The 24,006-nt window shown below is 35.4% G+C and carries 23 protein-coding genes; 19 read left to right on the forward strand and 4 right to left on the reverse strand.

What is annotated here, in order from left to right; genetic code table 11:
• Window positions 1-24 precede the first annotated feature (24 nt).
• From BTM29_RS07210 to BTM29_RS07240, 7 genes are all read left to right on the forward strand, one after another.
• Window positions 25-1,077 carry an oxidoreductase gene (locus BTM29_RS07210; protein ID WP_076615427.1) on the forward strand — a complete coding sequence of 351 codons (1,053 nt, stop codon included), beginning with the start codon at window positions 25-27 and terminating at the stop codon, window positions 1,075-1,077.
• A 68-nt stretch (window positions 1,078-1,145) separates the two neighbouring features.
• Window positions 1,146-2,684, forward strand: coding sequence for a ClC family H(+)/Cl(-) exchange transporter (locus BTM29_RS07215; RefSeq protein ID WP_076615431.1), 1,539 nt, complete (start codon window positions 1,146-1,148; stop codon window positions 2,682-2,684).
• Between the two features lie 73 nt (window positions 2,685-2,757).
• Entirely contained in the window at window positions 2,758-2,994 is a 237-nt protein-coding gene (secG, locus tag BTM29_RS07220) for a preprotein translocase subunit SecG (protein ID WP_076615435.1), read from the forward strand.
• A 65-nt stretch (window positions 2,995-3,059) separates the two neighbouring features.
• Window positions 3,060-3,809 carry an alpha/beta hydrolase gene (locus tag BTM29_RS07225; RefSeq protein ID WP_083685953.1) on the forward strand — a complete coding sequence of 250 codons (750 nt, stop codon included), beginning with the start codon at window positions 3,060-3,062 and terminating at the stop codon, window positions 3,807-3,809.
• Window positions 3,802-6,156, forward strand: a complete 2,355-nt coding sequence (rnr, locus tag BTM29_RS07230) for a ribonuclease R (RefSeq protein WP_076615439.1) — start codon at window positions 3,802-3,804, stop codon at window positions 6,154-6,156. Before BTM29_RS07225 ends, rnr begins: the two co-directional genes overlap by 8 nt.
• Before the next feature lie 6 nt (window positions 6,157-6,162).
• Window positions 6,163-6,633: an SsrA-binding protein SmpB gene (smpB, locus tag BTM29_RS07235; RefSeq protein WP_076615443.1), complete on the forward strand. Its 471-nt coding sequence runs from the start codon at window positions 6,163-6,165 to the stop codon at window positions 6,631-6,633.
• Between the two features lie 87 nt (window positions 6,634-6,720).
• Window positions 6,721-7,278, forward strand: coding sequence for a GNAT family N-acetyltransferase (locus BTM29_RS07240; protein WP_076615447.1), 558 nt, complete (start codon window positions 6,721-6,723; stop codon window positions 7,276-7,278).
• A 182-nt stretch (window positions 7,279-7,460) separates the two neighbouring features.
• Here the strand turns inward: BTM29_RS07240 and BTM29_RS07245 are convergent, their stop codons facing one another.
• Together BTM29_RS07245 and BTM29_RS07250 are read right to left on the reverse strand one after the other, a co-directional pair.
• Window positions 7,461-8,021 carry a hypothetical protein gene (locus tag BTM29_RS07245; RefSeq protein WP_076615450.1) on the reverse strand — a complete coding sequence of 187 codons (561 nt, stop codon included), beginning with the start codon at window positions 8,019-8,021 and terminating at the stop codon, window positions 7,461-7,463.
• Window positions 8,018-8,911, reverse strand: a complete 894-nt coding sequence (locus tag BTM29_RS07250) for a Cof-type HAD-IIB family hydrolase (RefSeq protein ID WP_076615453.1) — start codon at window positions 8,909-8,911, stop codon at window positions 8,018-8,020. Before BTM29_RS07250 ends, BTM29_RS07245 begins: the two co-directional genes overlap by 4 nt.
• A gap of 73 nt (window positions 8,912-8,984) precedes the next feature.
• On the opposite strand from BTM29_RS07250, the gene BTM29_RS07255 reads away from it, so the two are divergent.
• The 4 genes from BTM29_RS07255 to BTM29_RS07270 are packed head-to-tail and all read left to right on the forward strand — an operon-like array spanning window position 8,985 to window position 11,617.
• Window positions 8,985-9,680, forward strand: coding sequence for a uracil-DNA glycosylase (locus tag BTM29_RS07255; protein ID WP_076615456.1), 696 nt, complete (start codon window positions 8,985-8,987; stop codon window positions 9,678-9,680).
• The gene (gene pta / locus BTM29_RS07260) at window positions 9,680-10,648 is read left to right on the forward strand and encodes a phosphate acetyltransferase (RefSeq protein WP_076615459.1); all 969 of its coding nucleotides are present in this window, start codon (window positions 9,680-9,682) and stop codon (window positions 10,646-10,648) included. The genes BTM29_RS07255 and pta overlap by 1 nt, the downstream gene beginning before the upstream one ends.
• 31 nt (window positions 10,649-10,679) lie before the next feature.
• On the forward strand, window positions 10,680-11,156 hold the full coding sequence (tsaE, locus tag BTM29_RS07265) for a tRNA (adenosine(37)-N6)-threonylcarbamoyltransferase complex ATPase subunit type 1 TsaE (protein ID WP_076615461.1): 477 nt from the start codon (window positions 10,680-10,682) through the stop codon (window positions 11,154-11,156).
• Complete coding sequence (locus BTM29_RS07270) at window positions 11,153-11,617, forward strand: GNAT family N-acetyltransferase (protein ID WP_076615465.1); 465 nt, start codon at window positions 11,153-11,155, stop codon at window positions 11,615-11,617. Before tsaE ends, BTM29_RS07270 begins: the two co-directional genes overlap by 4 nt.
• Here the strand turns inward: BTM29_RS07270 and BTM29_RS07275 are convergent.
• Together BTM29_RS07275 and BTM29_RS07280 are read right to left on the reverse strand one after the other, a co-directional pair.
• Window positions 11,614-12,150: a 3'-5' exonuclease gene (locus BTM29_RS07275; RefSeq protein WP_076615468.1), complete on the reverse strand. Its 537-nt coding sequence runs from the start codon at window positions 12,148-12,150 to the stop codon at window positions 11,614-11,616. The two genes, BTM29_RS07270 and BTM29_RS07275, sit on opposite strands and share 4 nt — an antisense overlap.
• A 20-nt stretch (window positions 12,151-12,170) precedes the next feature.
• A complete protein-coding gene (locus BTM29_RS07280; RefSeq protein ID WP_076615471.1) occupies window positions 12,171-12,923 on the reverse strand; it encodes an exodeoxyribonuclease III in 753 nt (250 codons plus the stop codon).
• Between the two features lie 113 nt (window positions 12,924-13,036).
• On the opposite strand from BTM29_RS07280, the gene murB reads away from it, so the two are divergent.
• From murB to BTM29_RS07320, 8 genes are all read left to right on the forward strand, one after another.
• Window positions 13,037-13,936 carry a UDP-N-acetylmuramate dehydrogenase gene (gene murB / locus BTM29_RS07285; RefSeq protein ID WP_076615474.1) on the forward strand — a complete coding sequence of 300 codons (900 nt, stop codon included), beginning with the start codon at window positions 13,037-13,039 and terminating at the stop codon, window positions 13,934-13,936.
• Between the two features lie 30 nt (window positions 13,937-13,966).
• Window positions 13,967-16,093 carry a cation:proton antiporter gene (locus BTM29_RS07290; RefSeq protein ID WP_076615478.1) on the forward strand — a complete coding sequence of 709 codons (2,127 nt, stop codon included), beginning with the start codon at window positions 13,967-13,969 and terminating at the stop codon, window positions 16,091-16,093.
• Between the two features lie 83 nt (window positions 16,094-16,176).
• On the forward strand, window positions 16,177-17,040 hold the full coding sequence (gene cdaA / locus BTM29_RS07295) for a diadenylate cyclase CdaA (protein WP_076615481.1): 864 nt from the start codon (window positions 16,177-16,179) through the stop codon (window positions 17,038-17,040).
• A complete protein-coding gene (locus BTM29_RS07300) occupies window positions 17,021-18,166 on the forward strand; it encodes a CdaR family protein (RefSeq protein WP_076615486.1) in 1,146 nt (381 codons plus the stop codon). Before cdaA ends, BTM29_RS07300 begins: the two co-directional genes overlap by 20 nt.
• Window positions 18,167-18,184: 18 nt before the next feature.
• Window positions 18,185-19,534, forward strand: coding sequence for a phosphoglucosamine mutase (glmM, locus tag BTM29_RS07305; protein ID WP_076615489.1), 1,350 nt, complete (start codon window positions 18,185-18,187; stop codon window positions 19,532-19,534).
• A 282-nt stretch (window positions 19,535-19,816) separates the two neighbouring features.
• Entirely contained in the window at window positions 19,817-21,628 is a 1,812-nt protein-coding gene (gene glmS / locus BTM29_RS07310) for a glutamine--fructose-6-phosphate transaminase (isomerizing) (RefSeq protein WP_076615492.1), read from the forward strand.
• 135 nt (window positions 21,629-21,763) lie between these two features.
• Window positions 21,764-23,368, forward strand: coding sequence for an APC family permease (locus tag BTM29_RS07315; protein WP_076615495.1), 1,605 nt, complete (start codon window positions 21,764-21,766; stop codon window positions 23,366-23,368).
• The gene (locus tag BTM29_RS07320; RefSeq protein WP_083686026.1) at window positions 23,358-23,882 is read left to right on the forward strand and encodes a VanZ family protein; all 525 of its coding nucleotides are present in this window, start codon (window positions 23,358-23,360) and stop codon (window positions 23,880-23,882) included. The genes BTM29_RS07315 and BTM29_RS07320 overlap by 11 nt, the downstream gene beginning before the upstream one ends.
• Window positions 23,883-24,006: the final 124 nt, after the last annotated feature.

Below are 24,006 nucleotides of genomic sequence, written 5' to 3' on the forward strand. Positions count from 1 at the left end.
TTCACTAGTATTGGAGGAGAAGAAATGTCTTTGAAAGTTGCTTTTATTGGATTCGGTAAATCAGCCAATCGCTATCATTTACCATATTTAAATATACGAAATAACTTTGAAATAAAGATGGTATATACGAGAAAGGGTCCTAATGAAGATTTAGCTAAGCCATATCGAGAAAAGGGAACTAAGTTCACAACTAATATCGATGATATTTTGCAAAATAGTGAAATTGACTTAGTAGTTATTTGTACACCAGCAAGTACACATTATGAGCTTGCCAAACAGGTAATTAATGCAGGTAAGTCAGTCATTGTGGAGAAGCCATTTGTTGATACGGTTGATCATGCTAAGGAATTATTACAGCTTGGTAAAGAAAAACATGTGTTAGTAATGCCATACCAAAATCGTCGTTTCGATGGTGATTTCTTGGTTACTAAACAAGTTGTTGATCAAGGATTTCTTGGTGATATTGTCGAGGTCGAGTCTCACATTGACTATTATCGACCAGGTAGTGTGACTGGAAAAGGGACTAAAGAACAAGGATCATTTTATGGATTAGGGATTCATTTGATGGACCGTTTGGTAGCTTTGTTTGGCCGGCCAAATACTGTTGCTTATGACATTCGGAATACTGATGTTGTTGATGCTGTGGACAATTATTTTGATGTAGATTTACATTATGGCAATCAAATGAAGGCCAAGATTAAGGTCGGATATGATATTGCCAGTGAATACCCAAGATTCATTGTTCATGGGACTAATGGTTCATTTATAAAATACGGAGCTGATCAACAAGAAAATGACCTAAAAGCAGGTATCATGCCTGGAACTCCAAATTTTGGTGAAGATAGTCCAATGTATTATGGAATAGCTAAGTATAAGAATTCCAATGGAGATTGGATCAAGAAACAAATCAAGACACCAACTGGTGATTATGGTTTGTACTATGATTCTGTTTATGACACGTTAGTTAATGGAGCACCAAAGTTGGTTACTGACAGTCAAGTGATAACTGATATAGAATTACTTGAAGCAGGTTTCAGTAAACCTTCACCATCGGTATACAAAGTTTCAAAAATATAGTAGCCTGAGTGGCTACTTTTTTTTATATGTGGAAATTGTTGTATACTTAAACTAACGGGGTGAAGTGTATGAAAGTAATCGTTGCAGATAACGATAAATTGAAACTCACGCTTGAGGGAGTAGCAGTTGGGGCTCTCACTGGTGTGGTTGTTAGTGTGTTTCGTTGGTCGATAGGCCAGTTGTTAACTATCTTTCAAGGAGCATATGTTGCTGCTAGGAAGAACATAATCATTGTTTTGGCATTATTTGTACTGTTAGTTGCAGTTGGATTAATAGTTGCTGGTTTACTGAAAAAAGAACCAAACATTTCAGGATCTGGTATTCCTCAAGTTGAAGCTCAATTAGCTGGAGAGATGGAAATGAGTTGGTGGTCGATTCTTTGGACTAAGTTTGTTGGGGGAATTTTAAGTATTGGTCCAGGTTTATTTCTTGGACGTGAAGGTCCCTCAATACAATTAGGTTCAGCTATTGGTCAGGGGTTTAGTGAAGTAACAAAAGAGACTGGTGTGTTCCGTAGAGTATTGATTGCTAGTGGTGCAGCCGGTGGACTAGCTGCTGCTTTTAACGCTCCAATTGCGGGAGCAATGTTTGTGTTGGAGGAGATTTATCATAACTTTTCTCCATTAGTTTGGGTGACCTCACTGGCTAGTGCTGTTAGTGCAAATTTCATTGCACTATATGTATTTGGTTTAACGCCAGTTTTGGATATTACTCATAAGCAAAGTTTACCAATCGGATTATATTGGCACTTGATTTTATTAGGGATTGTTTTGGGATTAATGGGACGTTTATATCAAAAGGTTCTATTGATTATGCCATCATGGTATGCAAAAACAAGAATTCCTCGTTATTTACAAGGATTGATTCCTATTTTATTGATATTGCCCATAGGTATGATGTTCCCTCAGTTTATTGGTGGTGGAAATAGTATCATCACAAGTTTGAACAGCTGGGGAACTAGTTTGTGGTTTTTGATAGGATTGTTAGTACTAAGATTTATCTATTCAATGATTTCTTACGGTTCAGGTTTACCTGGTGGTATCTTCCTTCCAATCTTGAACTTAGGTGCAATTATTGGCGCTATATACGCTGTATTTATGCACAACATGGGATTATTACCATTGGGATTTGAAAGTGACTTGATAATATTTTCCATGGCGGGATATTTTGCTTGTATTGGTAAAGCGCCTTTCACAGCGATTATCCTAGTCACTGAAATGGTTGGATCACTAAGTCATCTTATGCCACTAGCAGTGTTGTCTTTAGTGGCCTATGTAGTGGTTGATATATTAAATGGAGCACCGATCTATGAGTCTTTGAAGGAACGTTTGAATATTGATTCTGATTATTTGAATCGTGTAAGTAAGTTGAATGATCGACTAGAGATGCCGATTTTTGAAGGTAGCTCAATTGATGGTAAATATATCAGGGACATTCCATTTCCAAAGGATATTTTAATTATTGCGATTTATCGTGGAGAGTCTCAGATCATTCCCAAAGGTGATACTGTTATTAAAGCCGGCGATAGGATAGTAATGATGGTTAATGCCGCTAAGCGAGTTAAAATGAGAGATAGAATAAATCGTTTGATTAATGGTATGGACTAGAATTTTGACTTATTTTGTGTTATTGTTTTAGGAGTGATTTCAGCTTTCAACACCATGAACGGAGGTTTTACGGGTGTATAACGTTATTGAAACTATACTTATTATTGTTTCCATTTTGATAATTATTGCTGTATTAATGCAGCCTACAAAACAACAAGATGCATTGAACGCCTTATCAGGTGGCGGTGGAGACTTGTTCAGCAACCAGAAGAAGCGTGGTTTTGAAGCTTTCATGGTAAAGGTTACCTATGTTTTGCTAGTGCTATTTTTTATTTGTTCATTAATACTAGTATACTTATCATCACACTAAGCAAGTTACCCTCCTGAAGCTACTAAAAGTTGCTTGGGAGGTTTTTTGTTATAAGGAGTGTTTTTTTGAAAATTTTGATGCCAAAACCATTTTTCTTTAATGCTGGAGATAAAGCCGTAATATTATTGCATTCATTTTCAGGTACATCAAATGATCAAAGATTAATGGGTAGGATGCTTGAACGTAATAATTATTCTGCTTATGCGCCAATGTTTAAGGGACATGGAACGAACAATCCAATAGATATTTTGGATTCTGGTGGTCCAGATGAGTGGTGGAAACAAGTTAATGAATCGGTTCAATTTTTGAAGAACCATGGTAAAAACGATATATATATATTTGGTCTTTCACTAGGGGCAATTTTTGCTACCAAGGCTGTTGAAGAGATTCCGGAGATAAAAGCCGGTGGAGTTTTTGGTTCTCCTATATTGTCGAATGATTTTTCAAATATTAGGGATGCTTTTATGACATATTCTAAAAAAGTCTATGAAATAAAAGAAGTAAGTGAAACTGATAAGTATGCTGATTTAAGGATAATTGATTCCAAGATTGACGCCATGCTTGTTAATATTCGAAGAACTACGAATAGTGTAAGTGATAATTTAGCTGAAATTAAAAAGCCATATTTTATTGGCCAAGGTACGAGAGATAAAATGGTAGATCCAAAAGCTGCTGAAAAAGTGGCTAGTATAGTTGGGACAAGAGACTTTCATCAATATGATGCTGGTCATGTCTTGACGATTAATCGTGCTCATAAAGAATTAGAGGGCGATGTGTTAAACTTTTTAGAAAATATTGAGGATAGAAATGCCTGATAAAGAAAATAAATTAATTGCGGATATACTTGAATTTTTCAGAAATAATCCAGAACATAGATATACTTCTGAACAAATTGAAGATTCATTGAGAATGCATGGAGCTTCAGCGTTTAAACGTGTTGTTAAAGCTATTGCAGTTCTTGAAGGTGAGGGGAAAATCACTCTCACAAATACAGATGAGTTCAAAATGGCTCAACCTGATAAGGTCCTTGAGGGTACTTTTAAGGGTAATGACAAGGGATTTGGATTTGTTAAATATGATGAAGTAGAACCAGATGCCTTTATCTCTAGGGATAATACACTTCATGCTGTTAACGGAGATACAGTAGAAGTTAAATTTATTAAGCCATCTAATCCATGGATTGATAAGGGTCCAGAAGGCGAGATTGTTAAAATCGTCGAGCGTTCATTGTCTAGAATTGTTGGAGAATTTCATCCATACAGTGATGCACAAGTGGAGAAGTCTGGTAATTATGGATATATTAAGAGTCATGAGAAGAAATTAGCTTCATACATGGTTTTTATTTCTAACAAGGGATTACACCCACAAATGGGAGATATGGTTCAAGTATCCATTGATGAATATCCAAGCGATGATCATCCACAAAGTATGGAAGGTACTGCTCTAGAAGTAATTGGTAATAAGAATGATCCTGGTGTTGATATTATGTCGATCGTTATTGATAATGATATTAATCCAGAATTCCCCAAAGAAGTTCTTGAAGAAGCAGAAGAGATTCCTGATCACGTTTTAGAGAGTGATCGAGTTGGTCGTCATGATTTAACAGATAATATGGTCATTACTATTGATGGGGATGATTCAAAAGACTTTGATGATGCTGTCGGTGTTGAAAAAATGGCTGATGGTAAATTCCACCTTGAAGTACATATCGCTGATGTTACTCACTATGTAACTGAAGGATCTGCTTTGGATAAAGAAGCTTATGAACGTGGAACAAGTACATATTTAGTTGACCGTGTTATTCCTATGCTTCCATTCAGATTGTCAAATGGTATATGTTCACTGAACCCTGGTGAAGATAGATTAGCTCTAACTTGTGATATGGTTATTGACCAAACTGGACAAGTTGAAAAGTATGACATTTATCCAAGTGTTATCCAATCTAAATATCGTATGACATATAACAACGTTAATAAGATATTGGATGGCGATGTTGAGTTATGTGAGGAATACAAACCATTAGTTCCAATGTTAAAAGACATGTCAGAACTTCATGATATTTTATTGAAGATGAGACATAGTCGTGGTGCTATTGACTTTGAAGAAACAGAAGCTAAGATCATTGTGGATGAAAACGGTAAGCCAGTTGATATTCAATTGCGTGACCGTGGTATATCTGAACGTATGATTGAATCATTTATGTTGGCAGCTAATGAAACAGTTGCTAAAAACTATAATTTGAAACATGTTCCATTCCTTTATCGTGTCCATGAAAAGCCAGATGATGAAAAGGTTAAGCGTTTCTTCGAATTTGTTGCAGCTATGGGTGTAGATGTACATGGTAATTTGAAAGATATCAGTCCCAAAATGTTCCAAGGTGTTTTAGCACAAGTTACTGGTACACCTGAAGAAGCAGTCGTTACTATTATGTTGCTTAGAAGTATGCAACAAGCTAGATATTCTGATGAGCCACTGGGTCACTTTGGTCTTGCTGCCAAGTACTATACTCATTTCACATCACCAATTCGTCGTTATCCTGACTTGACCGTTCATCGTATGATTCATAGCTATGCTGAAAATGGCTTTACTGATGATGAAAAGGCCAAATGGGGCGGAAAGCTTAAGGAGATCGGTGATCATACTTCTGGTCGTGAAAGAAAGTCTATTGACGCTGAACGTGCTGTTGATGATCTTAAGAAGACAGAATACATGGCTGATCAAGTCGGTGAGACCTTTGACGCTGTCGTTAGTTCAGTAACAAGTTTTGGTATGTTTATTCAATTGGATAATACTATCGAAGGATTAATTCATATTTCTAATATGAAAGATGATTATTATGAATTCGATGAAAAGAGTATGTCGATGCATGGTAGAGGAACTGGAAAGACCTTTAAAGTTGGTCAACCAATTCAAGTTAAACTAATGCGTGCTGATGTTGAACATAGACAAATTGACTTTGAAAGAGTTCTAACTCCAGAAGAAGCTGAACAAGTTAAGAAGCGTGAAGCAGAATTCGCCAAGCGCCGTGCAAGTCACAGTAGAAGTGATCATCGTCACAGTAATAACGGTGGTCGTTCAAATGGTAATGGTCATAGCAACAATCATGGTCATTCAAATAATAATGGGAGTAACAAAAGACGCAGTAAATACGAAAGTCGGTGATGATATATGAAGAAACATCACGTAAAGGCTGCTAATGAAGTAGCTAACAACCGTAAAGCTCGTCATGACTATAATATTTTAGATACCTATGAGGCGGGGATTGCTTTAACAGGGACTGAGATTAAGTCCGTACGGGCAAGTAAGATTAATATTCGTGATGGATTCGTGCAAGCTAGAAGTGGGGAATTGTGGCTTGAGAATGTAAATATTGCTATTTATGATCAAGGGAATCAATTCAATCATGATCCATTACGTAATCGTAAATTGTTGTTGCACAAAAAAGAAATTAGAAAAATATCTTCAACAGTACAAGAAAAGGGTATAACAGTAATACCATTGAAAGTATATTTAAAGAATGGTTTTGCTAAAGTCCTAATCGGAGTTGCTGAAGGTAAAAGACAATATGATAAACGAGAGACGCTAAAACGTCGTGATCAAGAACGTGAGATACAAAGAACACTTAAAAACTATAGGTAATTGAAAAGTGGGATATTTCAATGGGAATGTCCCTTTTTCGTGTCCTAAGTATATGTAGTACTGTATGATAAAACTTGAGGTGAAAGTATGTTTAGAAATGCAAAAGAAGAAGATGCTGATCAGATATTACCAACCCTTTTTCAAATATTTGACGAGATGGAGTTAGATATTTTTAAAGAGATCGGTAATGACAAAATGGCACAGGTTATACGTGAAGGATTCGAGTTACCACAGTATCGTTATGGACTAGATCATATTTTAGTCGATGAGATCAACGGTAAAGTGGCGACGATTGCTGTCGGATATCCTGAGGAACAAGAAGATAGCATTGATGATCCACTAATGAAAATTTTGCACAAGTATGGTATTAAACAAAGTATTTTTACTGATAAAGAAGCTTGGCCAGGCGAATGGTATCTGGATTCCTTTGCCGTTGCAGAAGATATGCAGGGTAAAGGTGTTGGTACTAAGTCACTTGAAGAACTCATTACTATCGTACGTGGTCGTGGTGAGAAGACTATGAGTTTGAACGTTGACGTTAAAAATGAACCAGCTAAACATCTATATGATAAATTAGGATTTAAAAAAGTTGGTCAATTATATATTGGTGATCATTTGTATGATCATATGCAATTAGATTTGTAAAATTATGTTTAAATAAAAAATATTAGAGCGTGACAAAACACGTTCAGTTTTCGTTTATAAGCCTAAAAGACCAGTATTTACATGCGTAAATACTGGTCTTTTAGGCTTATATTGAGAAAATTGTGTTTTGGCACGCATTTTCACTGCAAGTTTGAGTAGAAAAACAACTCCATATTTTTCACTTAGAACCTGTCAGTCTTTTTACAATCTCTATTTTTAAAGTTGAAATAAGATAATTTAGATTTCAAGCCAATGTTAAGTTCAGGTTCATGTTTCATACTTGGGATTCTAACGTACTTATCTAAGAATATTGCGATGAGAATTCCAATTGGTCCATTGTCCATGTCGTTTACATTGATCTCAAGTCCAGGTTGTCCTTGGTTCATGACAGTTGGTTGTACTTTCATAACTTCTTTTCCACTTTGTAAGGCATGATAGTCAGAAGTTATCAAATTTCCAATAATATTCCAATTTATTTTGGAAAGGAAAACGTACTTCATTTCGATAACTGGCACGGCATTGATAGTGGCTTTTTCCTCTTCATTTATTTCTATTGAATAAATTTTTAGGAAATTATTTTTGATTTTGATTTCACCGATCTTGGTATTAAGGCGATTATATAGCTGAATTAATAATGGGTTGTCCTTATCACGTGAAGCGATAAAAATAGTTTCTTTATTCTGATTTGTTACTACAAGAATATTTCCCACCATTAAATCTGCTTTACGTATGTAGAATTTCATCCCATTTGACCTGCTGTTTCGTTTTGTTTAATAACCTTTTGAATAATTTGAGCAACACCATCGTTAACATTATTATCAGTAAATTCATCAGCTATTTCTTTGATTGCTGATACGGCATTGTCCATGGCAACTCCAATACCAGCTTCTCTTATCATTGATTCATCATTTAGATTATCACCAATCGCCATAATTTCACTTTGTTTGATACCTCTTAATTTAGCATACTTCATCAAAGCAATCCCTTTTTGTGCATCGACACTGTTTACTTCGATATTATTAGGTGATGATGAAGTAACAACAACGTTTTTGATTGATTGATTTATTTCGTTAGTTAAAGGATGTAATTTTACTTCACGATCATTTTTAGAATCAAAAGCTAACAACTTCATAATATGGTAGGATTCATCACTGAATATGTGATCATAATTATCAACAAATTTCATTGGGGTCATTTTGATTCGCTCCAACGTATCATTGTAAGCTTGTTCATAAGTTGTTCCTGGATTCAAACTTACTAATAATTGAGCTAAACTAGATACACGAAGTTCTTTATTGTCAGAAAAGATCCCCTTGTCAGTAACAACTTCAAAATATACATTGTACTTATGTAGTAGATCCACTAACTTATGTTCAGATTCTCTAGAAATTGGATTGCTGGATGCAAGGTTTTGTTCCTCATCAAAAACCTCTGCACCATTTAATGTGATATATCCAGTATTTACGCGTCCATCTAGAAATGGTCTAGCCTCACTTAGACCACGCCCAGTAGCAATTAGGAATTCAATTCCGTTTGCTTGGGCATCTTTTATCGCTTGAATATTACGTTCGGATACTTTCATTTTATCGTTTAACAAAGTTCCGTCCATATCTGATGCAATTAATTTAATCATAAAATTCCTCCGAATGCGTTATTCTATAAGTGAATGTTACCATATTTTAATAACAAAGACAGTAGGTGTAAATTTGAAAACATTAATCAAAAATGATTGGGAAGATATATTAGAACCAGAGTTCAATAAGCCCTATTATCATGAATTACATAATTTTTTAAAGGAAGAATATAGTACAAAACAAATCTATCCAAATATGTACAAAATTTTTCAAGCGTTTATTTGGACTTCTTTTTCGGATACTAAAGTAGTTATTTTAGGCCAAGACCCATATCATGAACCTAATCAGGCTATTGGGTGTAGTTTTGCAGTGGCACCAGGTGTAAGAATACCGCCGTCATTGGTTAATATTTATAAAGAATTACAAGATGATGTTGGTTGTAAGCCGGTAAACCATGGCTATTTGAAGTCGTGGGCAAATCAAGGTGTATTGCTATTGAATTCTGTTTTGACGGTTAGAAGAGGCCAAGCATATTCTCATAAAGGTAAGGGATGGGAAGAGTTGACCGATTATGCAATTAAGGCATTGTCGAAACGTGGTAAGGTCGTATTTATTTTGTGGGGAGGAGCTGCTAAGGGGAAAATCCCTCTGATAGATCAAACTAAAAATACAATAATATCATCGCCGCACCCCAGTCCATTGTCCGCATATCGTGGTTTTTTTGGATCAAAACCATTTTCTCGCACAAATAAAGCGCTTTTATCTTATAATGAAAGGGTAATCAATTGGCAATTACCTGAAGTTGTCGATGAAATGGAGGAGAAATAATGGATTTATTTGATAGTCTTAAGAACAAAATTGATGGTAAGAATCTAACGATAGTACTACCAGAAGGTAATGAACCAAGAATTCTTGGTGCTGCGATTCGTCTTCAAAAAGAGAATATTCTTAAACCAATTCTACTAGGAAATAAAGATGATATTTCTAAAGTTGCTAGTGATAATTCATGGAATATTGATGGTCTTCAAATTATTGATCCAGAAACTTATTCAGAATTTGATGAAATGGTAGATTCATTCGTTGAACGTCGTAAAGGAAAAAATACTAAAGAACAAGCTTTGACTATGTTAAAAAATAACAATTATTTTGGTACTATGCTTGTTTATATGGATAAAGCTGACGGTATGGTTTCTGGTGCAGTACATTCAACTGGTGACACTGTTCGTCCAGCACTTCAAATTGTTAAAACAGCTCCAGGTAATAAGAGTGTAAGTGGTTCATTTATTTTGCAAAAGGGTGACCAACGTTATATGTTTGCTGATTGTGCTATTAATATTGATCCCGATGCAAATGGATTGGCTGAAATAGCGGTACAAACAGCTAAAAGTGCAAAACTCTTTGATATTGATCCAAAAGTTGCTATGCTTAGTTTCTCTACAAAGGGTAGTGCTAAAGGAGAAATGGTCGATAAGGTAGTTGAGGCCACTAAATTAGCTAAAGAGCTTGATCCAAGTCTTCCAGTGGATGGAGAATTACAATTTGACGCTGCATTTGTACCTAGTGTCGGTGCTCAAAAGGCTCCAGATTCTAAGGTTGCTGGTAATGCCAATGTATTTGTATTTCCAGATCTTCAATCAGGTAATATTGGCTATAAGATCGCTCAAAGATTTGGTGGATTCGAAGCTATTGGACCTATTTTACAAGGTTTGAATAAGCCTATTTCTGATCTTTCACGTGGATGTAATGAAGAGGATGTTTATAAGACATCGATTTTAACTGCAGCACTATCACTATAATATTTAACGTAATTTATTAATGAGGAATAATATGACTGAATATCAAGTACAGACACATTCTTATGAAGAGACTGAAGCTTTGGGGAAAAGATTCTCTAAGGCTTTGGTAGCTGGGGATGTTATTTTGATGAATGGAGATCTTGGCGTTGGTAAAACAACTTTTACCAGAGGTCTAGCTCAAGGATTAGGAATTAAGAAGAATGTTAAAAGTCCAACTTTCACTCTAATTCGTGAATACCAAGATGGCAGAATACCGCTTTATCACATGGATGCCTATCGTTTAGAGAGCAGTCCTGATGAGGATTTGGGATTTGATGAGTATTTTAATGGTAAAGGAATAACCATTGTCGAATGGCCACAGTTTATTAAGGATGAAATCCCAGATGATCATATATCAATTAATATAAAGCGATTGCAAAATGATGATGATCGCCAAATTGTGTTGAAACTACACGGTAATTATCAACAAAGAGACTTTGGAGAATTTCTAACAGGGGTCAATAAATGAGTGAACAACTGATTTTGCGAGAAGCGATTCCAGATGATGCAGAAAAATTGTTAGAATTTTTGAAACTTGCAAGTAAGCAAAGTGACTTTATTAAACATGATTCACTAGATGAAGTAACAATTGACCAAGAAAAAAATTCCTTGGATATAATTTATAATTCTGATGATAATGAACTTGTAGTTGCGATATTTGATGATGAAATAATCGGATTTTGTCGATTGGAGAACTCTGACAAAGAGATTGCTGAGTTAGGTGTTGTTGTTGATAAAGATTTCTGGGGAAATGGTATTGGCTCATATTTAATAGAAGATGCCCTGAACTGGGCAAAGGAATCAAGTCTTAAAAAAGTGTTTTTAGAAGTATATAAAAATAACCCTGTAGCGATCCATATTTATCATAAATATGGATTCACAACAGAGTCAGAGAAGCATGAAACTTTGATTATGGAAAAGATGGTCTAGCTAGTTAGCTTAACCATCTTTTTTATTTGTTCTGTACCAAAATCTTGTTCAGTTTTTAGTAGTATTTTTGCACAGGCAATACTATCGGCTAATGCATTATGGTGATTTTCTAGATCAATATTCAAGTTAGCAGATACGGTATCCAATTTGTGGTTTGGTAATTGTGGATAAAATTTGCGACTTGTTTTAACAGTATCGATTGTTAAATACTTTGGGGCAAAAATCCCGTAGTTTGTTAAGGTATTCTTCAAAACAGAATTATCAAAACTGGCATTATGTGCAGCTACTAAATGAGAAGTATCAAAGAGTGCTTGAATATGTGGCCAAACTTTGTCAAATGTTGGTGCATCTTGAACATCGTCAGGCCTTATATGATTAATTTGAATATTTCTTGGACTGAAGTATTCTTGTGGATTGATTAGTGTGTAGAAACTGTCGACAATTTGGCTATCTCTAACTAATACCAAGGCTAATGAGCAGGCACTAGTCCGATGTCCATTGGCAGTTTCAAAGTCTATTGAAACAAAATTCATAATTGTTCTCCTTGTGAGTATTAAAGATTGATATTCAATTCAATGGGACAGTGGTCGGATCCGTAGACGTCATTTAAAATATCGGCACTGTCGATTAAGTCTTTACCGTTATCAGAAATAACAAAGTAATCAATTCTCCATCCAGCATTATTGGCACGAGCATTAAAACGATAACTCCACCATGAATATTTAACTTCATCTGGATGCAAATAACGGAATGTATCAATAAATCCACTATTTAATAATTCAGAGAACTTGTTACGCTCCTCATCAGAGAATCCTGGATTCTTATGATTAGTTTTATCATTTTTAATGTCAATTTCTTCATGAGCAACATTTAAATCACCACAAAGAATGACAGGTTTATTTTCTGATAGACGTTTCATATAGTCTCGAAGTGCATCGTCGTATTCCATTCTAAAATCAAGCCGTTTTAATTTTTGTTGAGAATTTGGTGTATAGCTGTCGATTAAATAAAATTTAGGAAATTCTAAAGTTAGTGTACGTCCTTCAGTGTCCAACTCTTCAACACCGAGTCCGTGGGATACTTTGATAGGTTCTTCTTTGGTAAATACAGCTGTCCCAGAATATCCCTTTTTTTGTGCATCGTAGAAGTATTGGTGATATCCAGGAAGCTCCAAGTCTATTTGGTCCTGGTGTAGTTTAGTTTCCTGAACTGAGATTATGTCGGCATCCAAATTATCAACAATACCTTGAAAATCTTTTTTAACAACGGCACGTAATCCATTAACGTTCCATGATATAAGTTTCATTAAAATCACCTCAAGTCTGATTATATCATGATTTTGAAACTTGACTATTCGTTATAAAACGATGTATGTGATAAAATTATAATTAGCTTACATAGATTAAGGATGATGAAATCTTGAAATTTCCTGTTGAGAAGTTACCTAATATTGAATTTAAAGTTGATGAGCCATTAAGTAAATACACATTTACTAAGACGGGTGGAAATGCGGATGTTTTAGCTTTCCCTAAAACTCGTGTTGAACTCGTTGAGATTGTAAATACTGCTCGTGAAGATGATATTGACATTACTATCATTGGTAATGCAAGTAATTTGATTATTAAAGACGGAGGAATCCGTGGAATAGTAATTATATTACCAAACTTCAAGAAAATTGAAGTGCATGGCGACAAAGTTACCGCCGAAGCTGGTGCAACAATAATAGATACAACTATTGCTGCTCAAAAAGCTTCTTTGACGGGAATTGAATTTGCGGCTGGAATACCAGGTAGTGTTGGCGGTGCTGTCTTCATGAACGCTGGAGCTTATGGTGGTGAAATTAAAGATGTGTTTGATTCTGCCGAAGTTTTATTACCAAATGGTAATATTGTGACTTTGAATCATGACGATATGGAATTCTCATATCGCCATAGTTTAGTCCAGAATAATGATGGGATTGTTATAAGTGCTACATTCCTCTTGGAAAGTGGCGACAAGGAGAAAATCCAAGCCGAAATGGACCGTTTAAATGAGCTTAGACGTTCAAAACAACCATTAGAGTATCCTAGTTGCGGTAGTGTGTTTAAACGCCCCACAGGACATTTTACTGGGCCTCTTATTATTAAAGCTGGATTACAAGGACATATTATCGGTGGCGCTCAGGTTTCTATGAAACACGCGGGATTTATTGTCAATATTAATCATGCAACTGCTACTGATTACATGGATCTGATTCATTTGATCCAAAGAACTATAAACGACAAATTCGATATCAAGCTTCAAACTGAAGTGAGAATTATTGGCGAAGATACCAAATAAACATAAAATTTAAGAAAATAGGTGATGTCTGTGCAGATACTTGAATCAATTATTTTGATTCTTACATTATTGATCGTGGCGAATATTATAAGCCACTATTTTGTTTCTATTCCACCAAGTTTAATTCAGATTGCGGCAGGTATATTAGCTGCGGTATTTATGAAAGTACAAATATCAGTGGATACGGAATGGTTCATGCTAGCATTTATAGCCCCCATTTTGTTCAATGATGGGAATAGATTCCCCAAACGAGAATTATGGAAACTTAGAGGTCCAATTTTAGGTAACGCCGTTATATTAGTTATAGTTTCGACTGTTGTCGGAGGGATGATCGTTAAGTTATTGATACCTTCATTGACTTGGTCAGTGGCCTTTACATTAGTTGCGGTGTTATCTCCAACCGATCCAATTGCCGTTCAATCTATCGCCAAAAAGGCTCACATCCCTGATAAGTTGTTACATTTGATCAGTGGAGAGAGTTTAATAAATGATGCATCTGGTTTGATTTGTTTCAAATATGGTGTTGCGGCAACTGTTACTGGGGTCTTTTCTCTAAAAAGTGCAACAATGGACTTCTTTTATATTTCGATCATGGGTGCCTTAGCTGGTGCTATTATGATCTGGATTTTTAATGGTATTAGATTGTATTTGATTAATCAAGGTGTTGATGATTCAATACTTCACGCCATTATTCAAATAATCATTCCATTTATTATTTACTATATTGCTGAAGATGTATTCAGCGTTTCAGGTGTTGTTGCGGTAGTTATTGCTGGTATCATGAATATTTCATCTAGTAGAACAGTCAGTGCCTTCTCACCCGAAATTAGACTGGTTACGTCTAGAACGTGGGATTTAGTAGTGTATGTGCTAAATGGTATTGTTTTCGTGCTACTAGGAATCGAGATACCATTTGCGATGACCAAACTCGTTCATAACGATAATATCAGTACTTTTGGAGCTATTGGATTATCATTTATTATCTGGATAATGTTAGTGGTAATTAGATTTATCTGGAGTTACATATATACGACATTTGCCAAAAATGGTGATGACGATTTTATTTTGTTCTCTAAAGAGCGATTTGATTATTGCTTGATGTCTGGTATTTCAGGTGTCCGTGGTGCGGTCACTATGGTTGGTGTTTTATCGATACCACTAACTATCAGTGGTGGAGCAGCATTTCCATCACGTACGTTGGTATTATTTATTGCCAGTACCGTAATCATCTTTAGTTTAGTAGGGGCAACTTTATTAATTCCTATTTTGACAAAGAGTAGTGCACCGGTTGCTTATCGTGGTAATTCATTTAACGATGATAATGTTGAAATAGACGATGAAGCAGAGGATACAGAGGTCGTTGATACACAAATTGAACTTGATCAATATCAAGCTAACAAATTTGTGTTAGAGAAGACCATTGACAAGCTCAAAGATGAGAATGAAGAAAATGAGAATATTGTGTATTCAACGGTAATAGCTGAATATTTGTATAATATCCATAATTTAAGTATTAGTTCTGATTATCCTGCTCCAATCAGTAAGAAGCGCGTAAAGAACAAAAAGGACGCTGAGTTATGGGACATTTGTTTCAATTGTGAATTAGAAGCGATTGAAGAGTTGTATTCTGAAGAAGAGATTTCAGAGGATGCTTATAATTCGGCAGTCAAGAAAATCACTAAGTACAAAAAAGAAATCGTCAGACATAGATATAGTCAATCAGTTGAATTTTTCCTTAATTACTTCAGAAGGACTTATCGTTCGATAAGGAAAATCATTCGTACTTCATTTATCAAACGAGAAGAAGTTATTCAATTTGATCAAGATGCAATGAAGATTTCGATTGCTGGTGCACAAAGAGCACTGGCTAAATTACACGAATTGGATAAGAATGAACATGGCGATGTTGCTGATAATCTAGTGTATGTTTTCCAAAGACATTATGAAGATAGACTTGATCTACTTCAAGGTAAGCATAAACACCGTTCACCTGAATTTAATAGCGAGCGGATCAGTGTTGAAATTCAAGCATTAAGTTATCAACGTGCCTATGTTCAGGATTTATTAGAACAAGGTAAGATTAGCAAATCAACCGCTAATGAATTACGTCAAAATATTAACTATAGTGAGGAAGTAATTAATGTAGATCTTGATTAAAATTATGAATAGATATTGTTGTTAACTTTTATAATTTTTATTATTTGCTATAATTAGTTCGAGCTATTAAGGGGTAAAAAATTATGAATTTTATACCGAGCAATTTATTTACATGGCAAAATTTGGCTAATTTGGTTGATATTTTAGTAGTTTGGTTCGTGTTGTACCAATTCCTTTCGATGATTCGAGGGACTAAGGCTGTCCAACTATTAAAAGGTATCGTGATTATTTTTCTGATTAAGGTAATTAGTTGGGCACTTAATCTACATACCGTTTCATTTTTAATGGATCAATTAATTAATTGGGGAATTGTTGTCATAGTTATAATCTTCCAACCAGAAATACGTCGTGGACTCGAACATCTGGGACGTATGCCTTTGTTCAGTACAACCAGTAATGAAGAAGGTAAGACAAAGAATCATCTGATCGAAAGTTTGGATCAAGCTATTCAGTATATGAGTAAAAGAAGAATTGGTGCACTTATCACTTTGGAAATGAATACTGGTTTGGAAGAGTATGTAGAAACTGGTATTGATCTAGATGCTGAGGTAACAGGTGCGTTATTGATCAATACTTTTATTCCTAATACGCCTCTACATGATGGTGCAGTTATCATACGAAAGAATAGAATATCAGTTGCGGCCGCCTATTTACCGTTATCTGAGAGTAATACCATCCCTAAAGAACTAGGTACTAGACATCGTGCGGCTGTTGGTATTAGTGAGGTCACTGATGCTATAACAATTGTTGTATCAGAGGAGACCGGTGGCGTTATGATTACTCGTAACGGTCATATGATGCTGGATCTTTCGAGAGATGATTACTTGAAGTACTTGCAAGCACAACTTGCTGATACAGAAAATGAAAGTGACCACTCAATACTCAGTCTATTTTCAATAGGCCGAAAGAAGAGGGGGAAGCAAAATAATGATAAAAAAGATAATTAACAGTAATTATTTCTACGCATTTATTTCGCTTTGTGCCGCTATATGGTTGTTTTTAACCGTTAGTAGTCCCGGAGTAGGTTCAACCAGAGATTCTAATCAATCTAGTACATCAACGGTCAATACCAAGACGACCTTGACGGTACCATTACAAATACAGGCCAACACCAATGATTACTACATTACGGGTTATCCTGAAAGTGTAAAAATCACGATTGAAGGACCATCTGCGTTGGTCACAGCAACAAAGAATACACAAAACTTTAATGTGTATTTGAACTTGAAAAAATTGGCCACTGGTCAGCACAGTGTTGAAGTTAAGGAATCTGGTTTAAACAGTGAATTAACATATTCAATAAAACCAAGTACAGTAACTGTCAATATTCAAAAGCGTAAAACTAAGACTTTTGCTGTAGATGTTGATTACAGTAAAAGTGCACTTGCATCGGGATATTCTGCTGGGAAAATAACTTTATCCCCAGAGACAGTCAGTGTCACAGGTGCTGCTTCTGAAGTTAAGAAAATTAAAAAAGTAGTTGTAAAACCTATCTTGCCAAAAGGTATAAAAACTACATTTGACCAAGAAGTTTTAGTGCAAGCATTGGATAAAAATGGTAAAACTGTTAATGTAACTTTGGATCCACAAACAGTTCACGTTAAAATTCCAATCAGTATGCCGAGTAAAGAAGTCAGCATAAATCTTACGCAAAAGGGGACGACGAGTTCAGATTTCTCCTTTGAATCTGATGTGAAAACCATTAGAATCTATGGCTCACAAGACCAGTTGGACGATATCGATGATTCAATTGATGTGCCGATCGATGTGTCGAATGTGACCACAGATACCAAGAAAACGATTAATCTGACAGATGTACTGGATAATGTTGTTGCGACTGATCCTGAAAGTATAGATGTTACTATCAAAGTGACTGATTCAAATAGTAGTAGTGATACAAGTACTAACACAAACAATAGTAGCAGTAACACGACTACTGATAATTCGAATAATACTAGTGGTAGTTCCAGTGGGAGCACTTCTAGTAACGATACTACCAATAGTAGCAATAACAGTAACAGTAGTAATAGTAGTGATTCAAATAATAACAATGAAGACAACGATGAAAATTAAACGTTGGGGGAATTTTTTATGACAAAGTATTTTGGAACAGATGGAGTTAGAGGTATTGCAAATAAGGAGTTAAGTCCAGAGTTAGCATTTAAGCTGGGACGTTCAGGTGGTTATGTATTGACACAACATTCTGATAACGAGGGTCATCCTCGTGTATTGGTTGCTAGAGATACACGTATTTCTGGTCAAATGTTGCAATCAAGTTTGATTGCTGGTTTATTGTCAGTAGGTATTGAGGTATTAAATTTGGATGTTATTACAACTCCAGCTGTAGCTTACTTGGTACGTGCTGTTTCAGCAGATGCGGGAATAATGATTTCAGCTTCACATAATCCTGCTGAAGATAACGGGATTAAGTTCTTTGGTTCAGATGGATATAAATTAGCAGACGATGTTGAAGACGAAATAGAAGAATTGTTGGACGCTAAAGAAGATACATTGCCAAGACCTTCAGCAGAAGGATTGGGTAGCGTTTCGGATTATCCAGAAGGTGCACAAAAGTATCTTCAATTTTTGAAGCAAACATTATCTGATGATCTTAGTGGTATGAAGATTGTCTTGGATACTGCTAATGGTTCAACAAGCCGCCTTGCTAGCACTTTGTTTGCTGACTTGAATGTCGACTTTGAGATAATGGCATCACATCCAGATGGTATCAATATAAACAAAAATGTTGGTTCAACACATCCTGAACAGTTAGCCAAAAAGGTTAAAGAGTCCGATGCAGTTGCTGGATTAGCATTTGATGGTGATGGAGATCGTTGTATTGCTGTAGATGCTGATGGAAATATTATTGATGGTGACAAGATCATGTTCATCTTAGGCCAATATTTGCATGAAGGTGGCCGTCTTAAGAAGGATACTATTGTTACAACTGTTATGAGTAATCTAGGTTTGTACAAGGCTATTGAAGCTAATGGGATGCATAGTGTTCAAACAGCAGTTGGAGATCGCCATGTGGTCGAAGAAATTCGTGAGAATAACTACAATATTGGTGGTGAACAATCAGGTCACGTTGTACTTTACGAGTACATGAATACTGGAGATGGAATGTTGACAGGTATCCATCTATTGCACGTTATGAAAGAAACTGGCAAGAGTTTAGCTGAATTGGGTGCTCCTGTTAAGGTTTATCCACAAAAGCTTGTTAATGTACCAGTACATGACAAAGAGAACTGGAAAGATCATCAACCAATTGTAGATGCAATTAAAACTGTTGAAGATGAGATGGATGGAGACGGTCGTGTATTAGTTCGTCCTAGTGGTACACAAGCATTGCTTCGAGTAATGTGTGAAGCTGCTACTGAAGAGAAGGTCAATGAATTCTGTGATCAAATTGTTGAAGTTGTTAAAACTGAAATGAATTAAAAATCACTATTAAGTATATAATTTTCAAATAAATAAGGAGCCAGTAATCACATAAGTGAATGCTGACTCCTTTTTCTGTGCAAAAGCAAAATATCTATACCAATATTGGTACAGTCCAACCATACCGATTGTAAATTCGTTGTAGAAAATCAAAATAAAATTGTTGACAAAGTCTTTGAATATTAGTATTCTAGGTTTTGTTCTCTTATAAAAAAACAAATTATATGGCTAGACCAATTTAATTATAAAGACTAGACCAATTACAAATGCGAGGTTTTAAAGATGTGTGGAATTGTTGGAGTTGTCGGTAATAGTGAAACAACAGATATTTTATTGAATGGATTAGAAAAGCTGGAGTATCGTGGTTATGATTCTGCAGGTATCTATGTTAATGATCAAAAGGGAAAAGATTTCCTTATTAAAGAAGTTGGAAAAATCAGTGAACTTGAAAAAGCTGTTACACCAGATGTACAGGGACTAACTGGTATTGGACACACAAGATGGGCAACTCATGGACCAGCAACAATTGATAATGCTCACCCACATTTTTCATCAGATAATAGATTTTATTTGGTACATAATGGTGTAATTACAAATTACGCTGAATTAAAAAAAGAATATTTAGCAGACGTTACTTTTAAAAGTCAAACTGATACAGAAGTTGCAGTTCAACTTGTATCACATTTTGCAAACGAAGGTATGGATGCACAACAAGCATTTAGAAAAGCCTTAAGACTAATACAAGGTTCATATGCATTCGCTATGGTTGATAAAGAAGAACCTGACAAGATTTTTGTTGCTAAGAATAAAAGTCCACTACTTATTGGATTAGGCGATGGATTCAACGTTATTTGTTCCGATGCTATGGCAATGCTTGATCGTACTCATGAATTCGTTGAGATTCACGATGAAGAAGTTGTTATTCTTGAAAAGAATCAAGTATCTATCAGTACGATCGATGGAACACCTGTAAAACGTGATTCATATACTGTAAATATTGATGCAAATGATATTTCAAAGGGTACTTACGAACACTACATGCTCAAAGAAGTTGATGAACAACCAAGTGTTATGCGTCGTATTTCTAAGAACTATATCAGAGAAGATGGCAGTATTAATGTTGATCCTGAGATGTTAAAAGAGCTAAATAAGGCCGATAGAATTTATATCGTTGCTGCAGGTACTAGTTATCATGCAGGATTAGTTGGTAAAAATATTTTTGAAACACTTGCTGACGTTCCGGTTGATGCTGAGCTAGGTAGTGAATTTGGATATCATATGCCTAAACTTTCTAAGCATCCCTTCTTTATTTTCTTATCACAAAGTGGTGAAACGGCTGATAGTCGTCAAGTACTTGTGAAAGTTAATGAGATGAATCTACCTAGTTTGACTATGACTAACGTTCCTAATTCAACACTTTGGCGTGAGTCGACCTTTACAATGGAGTTATTGGCTGGACCAGAGATTGCTGTTGCATCAACTAAGGCATATACAGCTCAGATTGCTGTTGAGGCAGTTCTTGCTAAAGCTTTAGGAGAGTTAAAAGGAATCAAAGCCGCTAAGGATTTGGATTTAAAAGCTCAATTAGCTATCGCTGCTAATGGTATTCAAACGATCGTAGACGAAAAAGATCGTATCAAGAAACTTACAGCTGATTATTTAACTGATCAAGATCATGCTTTTTATATTGGTCGTGGAATTGATTATGCATTGTCACTTGAAGCAGCCTTGAAATTAAAAGAGATTTCATATATTCATGCTGAAGGATTCGCAGCTGGTGAATTAAAGCATGGAACAATTGCGTTAATTGAAGACGGTACTCCAGTGTTCGCATATATTAATGACGGTATCGGAGCTAGTCATACACGTGGCAATATTCAAGAAGTAAAAGCACGTGGTGCACATGTTTTGGTTATCGCAAATGAAAAGTACGCACAACCAGGTGATCAGATAGTTATTCCAGAAATTGATGAAATGATCTCACCGATTGTTAGTGTTGTACCAGCGCAATTGATTGCTTATTATGCAAGTTTGGCACGTGGTAATGATGTTGATAAACCTCGTAACCTTGCCAAAAGTGTTACGGTAGAGTAGTGTAATTGTTAATTATTAATGAGAGTGTGGCATAACTCTGTTTTTGCTCAAATTTGAAGCAAAAACGTAGTTTGTCACACTCTTATTCTTGTTTACAGATTAATAATAATCTTATAATATGTGGTGATTTTCTTAATGGAAGGTAAAAAATTAAACCTGTTTTCAACCGTGATGTTTGGCTTAAGTGCCATTATTGGTTCGGGTTGGATGTTTGGATCAAGCCAAGCAGCCAAGATCGCAGGTCCAGCAGCTATTATTGCTTGGATTTTTGGAGCTATATTAGTTGCTATGATTGCTATGGTATACGTAGAAATAGGAACAATGTTTCCAGAAGATGGAGCAATGAGTCGATTCACTATGTACACTCATGGTTCGTTTTTGGGACATATTTCATCATGGGCAAATTGGCTTTCACTTTTAGCAATTCTTCCCATTGAAGCTGTAGCGTCAACGCAATATATGAGTACTTGGCCATGGAAGTGGGCACAATGGACACATGGATTTATGTCACATGGTGAACTTTCACCTAAGGGGTTAGCAATGGCAACGCTGCTCATTTTTGTATTTACTATAATTAATTACTGGTCAGTAACCATTATGGCCAAGTTTAATAATTTGATTTCAGTATTTAAGTTAGTAGTTCCACTTATAACTATGGCGGTATTAATGACGTCCCATTTTGATGTTTCTAATATGGGATCAAATATTGGCCAATTTATGCCCAATGGAACTTCATCGATTTTTATTGCCATTGGTAGTGCAGGAATAATCTATTCTTATGTGGCATTTCAAACTGTGATCAATCTTGGAAATGATATTCAAAAGCCATCAGTAAATATTAGACGCGGGATTATCTTGTCCTTATTGATAAGTGCAATTATTTATATTTCATTACAAGTTGTATTCATTGGTTCCTTGCCAAAATCAATTATTAACAGTGGTTGGAATCATATTAGCTTCAATTCTCCATTTGCTGATTTAGCAATATTGTTGAACGTTTATTGGTTATCAACACTGATTTACTTTACAGCCTTTATTTCACCAGTTGGGAGTGGAATTGCATTCTCTGCTTCAGCAAGTAAGTCATTATCATCTATGCCTAAAAATAAACATTTGCCTAAGTTCTTAAGTAGATCAAATAATAAGTACAATACACCGCGTGTCGCGTTATTAGTGGATTTCTTCGTCAGCTTTTTATTGATATTAATGTTCAAAAACTGGGCATTATTATCACGTGTTGTGGCAGCATCTACGTTGATATCGTTATTGACTGGGCCAGTGGTTGCAGGAAGCCTACGTAAAATGGGACCAGATTTTAAACGTCCTACTAAGATAAGAGGGATGAAATGGTTGGCTCCGGTAGTATTCGATCTAATAAGTCTGGCAATTTATTGGTCAATGTTTCCAACGAGTGTGCAAGTTATTATAATAATTATAGTTGGTTTACCAATTTATCTGATTTACGATTATAAACGAGGTTTTCGAGAATTTAAACAAAAAATGTACGCTAGTCTGTGGATGATCGTTCATTTAATAGGATTGTCAGTGATTTCTTGGATAGGTAGCTCTGATTTTGGTGGCTTGAATTTAATTAAGTATCCATTAGATTTTCTTGTTATAATTGTTTTTTCAACAATAATATATTTTTGGGCGGTTAATTCTTCGTATTATTCAGGATATTTTGATGATGCTAGGGAATTGAATGCCAAAGTTAGTTTGGATGATGATAATGCAAAATAAATTAAAAATGAAACAAAAGTGGTTTTGGGGCGTTGTTATTGCCATTGAATTGATCCTTTTTTATAGTAGTTCGATGACATATAAGGAACAAACCTCAGTACCTTTCCTTGAAAAAATTTTGGGTACTAACAAGCCATTATATAGTAGTTTGAGTAAAATAAGTTTTAGATATGGCGGAAAAACGCAATCCATTGAAAATGACGGATACTTTCATTTTTTAGAGTTCTTTATTCGTAAAGGAGCACATTTTAGTATCTATTTTCTTTTGGGACTATTTCTTTGCTTAGCCGTTTACAAATATTTTAGTAAGAACAAGTTTCTAATGATGTTCATTCCTTGGCTAGCAACAACAGGTCTAGCAGCTTTTGATGAATTCCATCAAGGATTGACAGGTGGAAGAACTCCATCTGTAACTGATGTTATTTTGGATAGTGTTGGAGCATTGACCGGAATATTAGTTCTTATGTTGATACTTTGGTTGATAGAACTACATGCTAATAAAAATAAATCATAATAAATAAGACCCGGTATTTCATTTCTAGAATATCATTGAAGATCTATGGATCAAATACGCAATTCTAAGGCACTATTTTTACGTATGACAGTATTACAGACATTATGCAATAAAGGTTACTTGT

Source organism: Companilactobacillus allii, assembly GCF_001971585.1.
In the GTDB taxonomy this organism is placed as follows: domain Bacteria; phylum Bacillota; class Bacilli; order Lactobacillales; family Lactobacillaceae; genus Companilactobacillus; species Companilactobacillus allii.

What these genes read in the sequence shown, in the direction of transcription:
- BTM29_RS07210 (WP_076615427.1), top strand. Translation starts at nt 25, where the DNA reads ATGTCTTTGAAAGTTGCTTTTATTGGATTCGGTAAATCAGCCAATCGC.
- BTM29_RS07215 (WP_076615431.1), top strand. Translation starts at nt 1,146, where the DNA reads ATGAAAGTAATCGTTGCAGATAACGATAAATTGAAACTCACGCTTGAG.
- rnr (WP_076615439.1), top strand. Translation starts at nt 3,802, where the DNA reads ATGCCTGATAAAGAAAATAAATTAATTGCGGATATACTTGAATTTTTC.
- smpB (WP_076615443.1), top strand. Translation starts at nt 6,163, where the DNA reads ATGAAGAAACATCACGTAAAGGCTGCTAATGAAGTAGCTAACAACCGT.
- BTM29_RS07240 (WP_076615447.1), top strand. Translation starts at nt 6,721, where the DNA reads ATGTTTAGAAATGCAAAAGAAGAAGATGCTGATCAGATATTACCAACC.
- BTM29_RS07245 (WP_076615450.1), bottom strand. Translation starts at nt 8,021, where the DNA reads ATGAAATTCTACATACGTAAAGCAGATTTAATGGTGGGAAATATTCTT.
- BTM29_RS07250 (WP_076615453.1), bottom strand. Translation starts at nt 8,911, where the DNA reads ATGATTAAATTAATTGCATCAGATATGGACGGAACTTTGTTAAACGAT.
- pta (WP_076615459.1), top strand. Translation starts at nt 9,680, where the DNA reads ATGGATTTATTTGATAGTCTTAAGAACAAAATTGATGGTAAGAATCTA.
- tsaE (WP_076615461.1), top strand. Translation starts at nt 10,680, where the DNA reads ATGACTGAATATCAAGTACAGACACATTCTTATGAAGAGACTGAAGCT.
- BTM29_RS07270 (WP_076615465.1), top strand. Translation starts at nt 11,153, where the DNA reads ATGAGTGAACAACTGATTTTGCGAGAAGCGATTCCAGATGATGCAGAA.
- BTM29_RS07275 (WP_076615468.1), bottom strand. Translation starts at nt 12,150, where the DNA reads ATGAATTTTGTTTCAATAGACTTTGAAACTGCCAATGGACATCGGACT.
- BTM29_RS07280 (WP_076615471.1), bottom strand. Translation starts at nt 12,923, where the DNA reads ATGAAACTTATATCATGGAACGTTAATGGATTACGTGCCGTTGTTAAA.
- cdaA (WP_076615481.1), top strand. Translation starts at nt 16,177, where the DNA reads ATGAATTTTATACCGAGCAATTTATTTACATGGCAAAATTTGGCTAAT.
- BTM29_RS07300 (WP_076615486.1), top strand. Translation starts at nt 17,021, where the DNA reads ATGATAAAAAAGATAATTAACAGTAATTATTTCTACGCATTTATTTCG.
- glmM (WP_076615489.1), top strand. Translation starts at nt 18,185, where the DNA reads ATGACAAAGTATTTTGGAACAGATGGAGTTAGAGGTATTGCAAATAAG.
- glmS (WP_076615492.1), top strand. Translation starts at nt 19,817, where the DNA reads ATGTGTGGAATTGTTGGAGTTGTCGGTAATAGTGAAACAACAGATATT.
- BTM29_RS07315 (WP_076615495.1), top strand. Translation starts at nt 21,764, where the DNA reads ATGGAAGGTAAAAAATTAAACCTGTTTTCAACCGTGATGTTTGGCTTA.
- BTM29_RS07320 (WP_083686026.1), top strand. Translation starts at nt 23,358, where the DNA reads ATGCAAAATAAATTAAAAATGAAACAAAAGTGGTTTTGGGGCGTTGTT.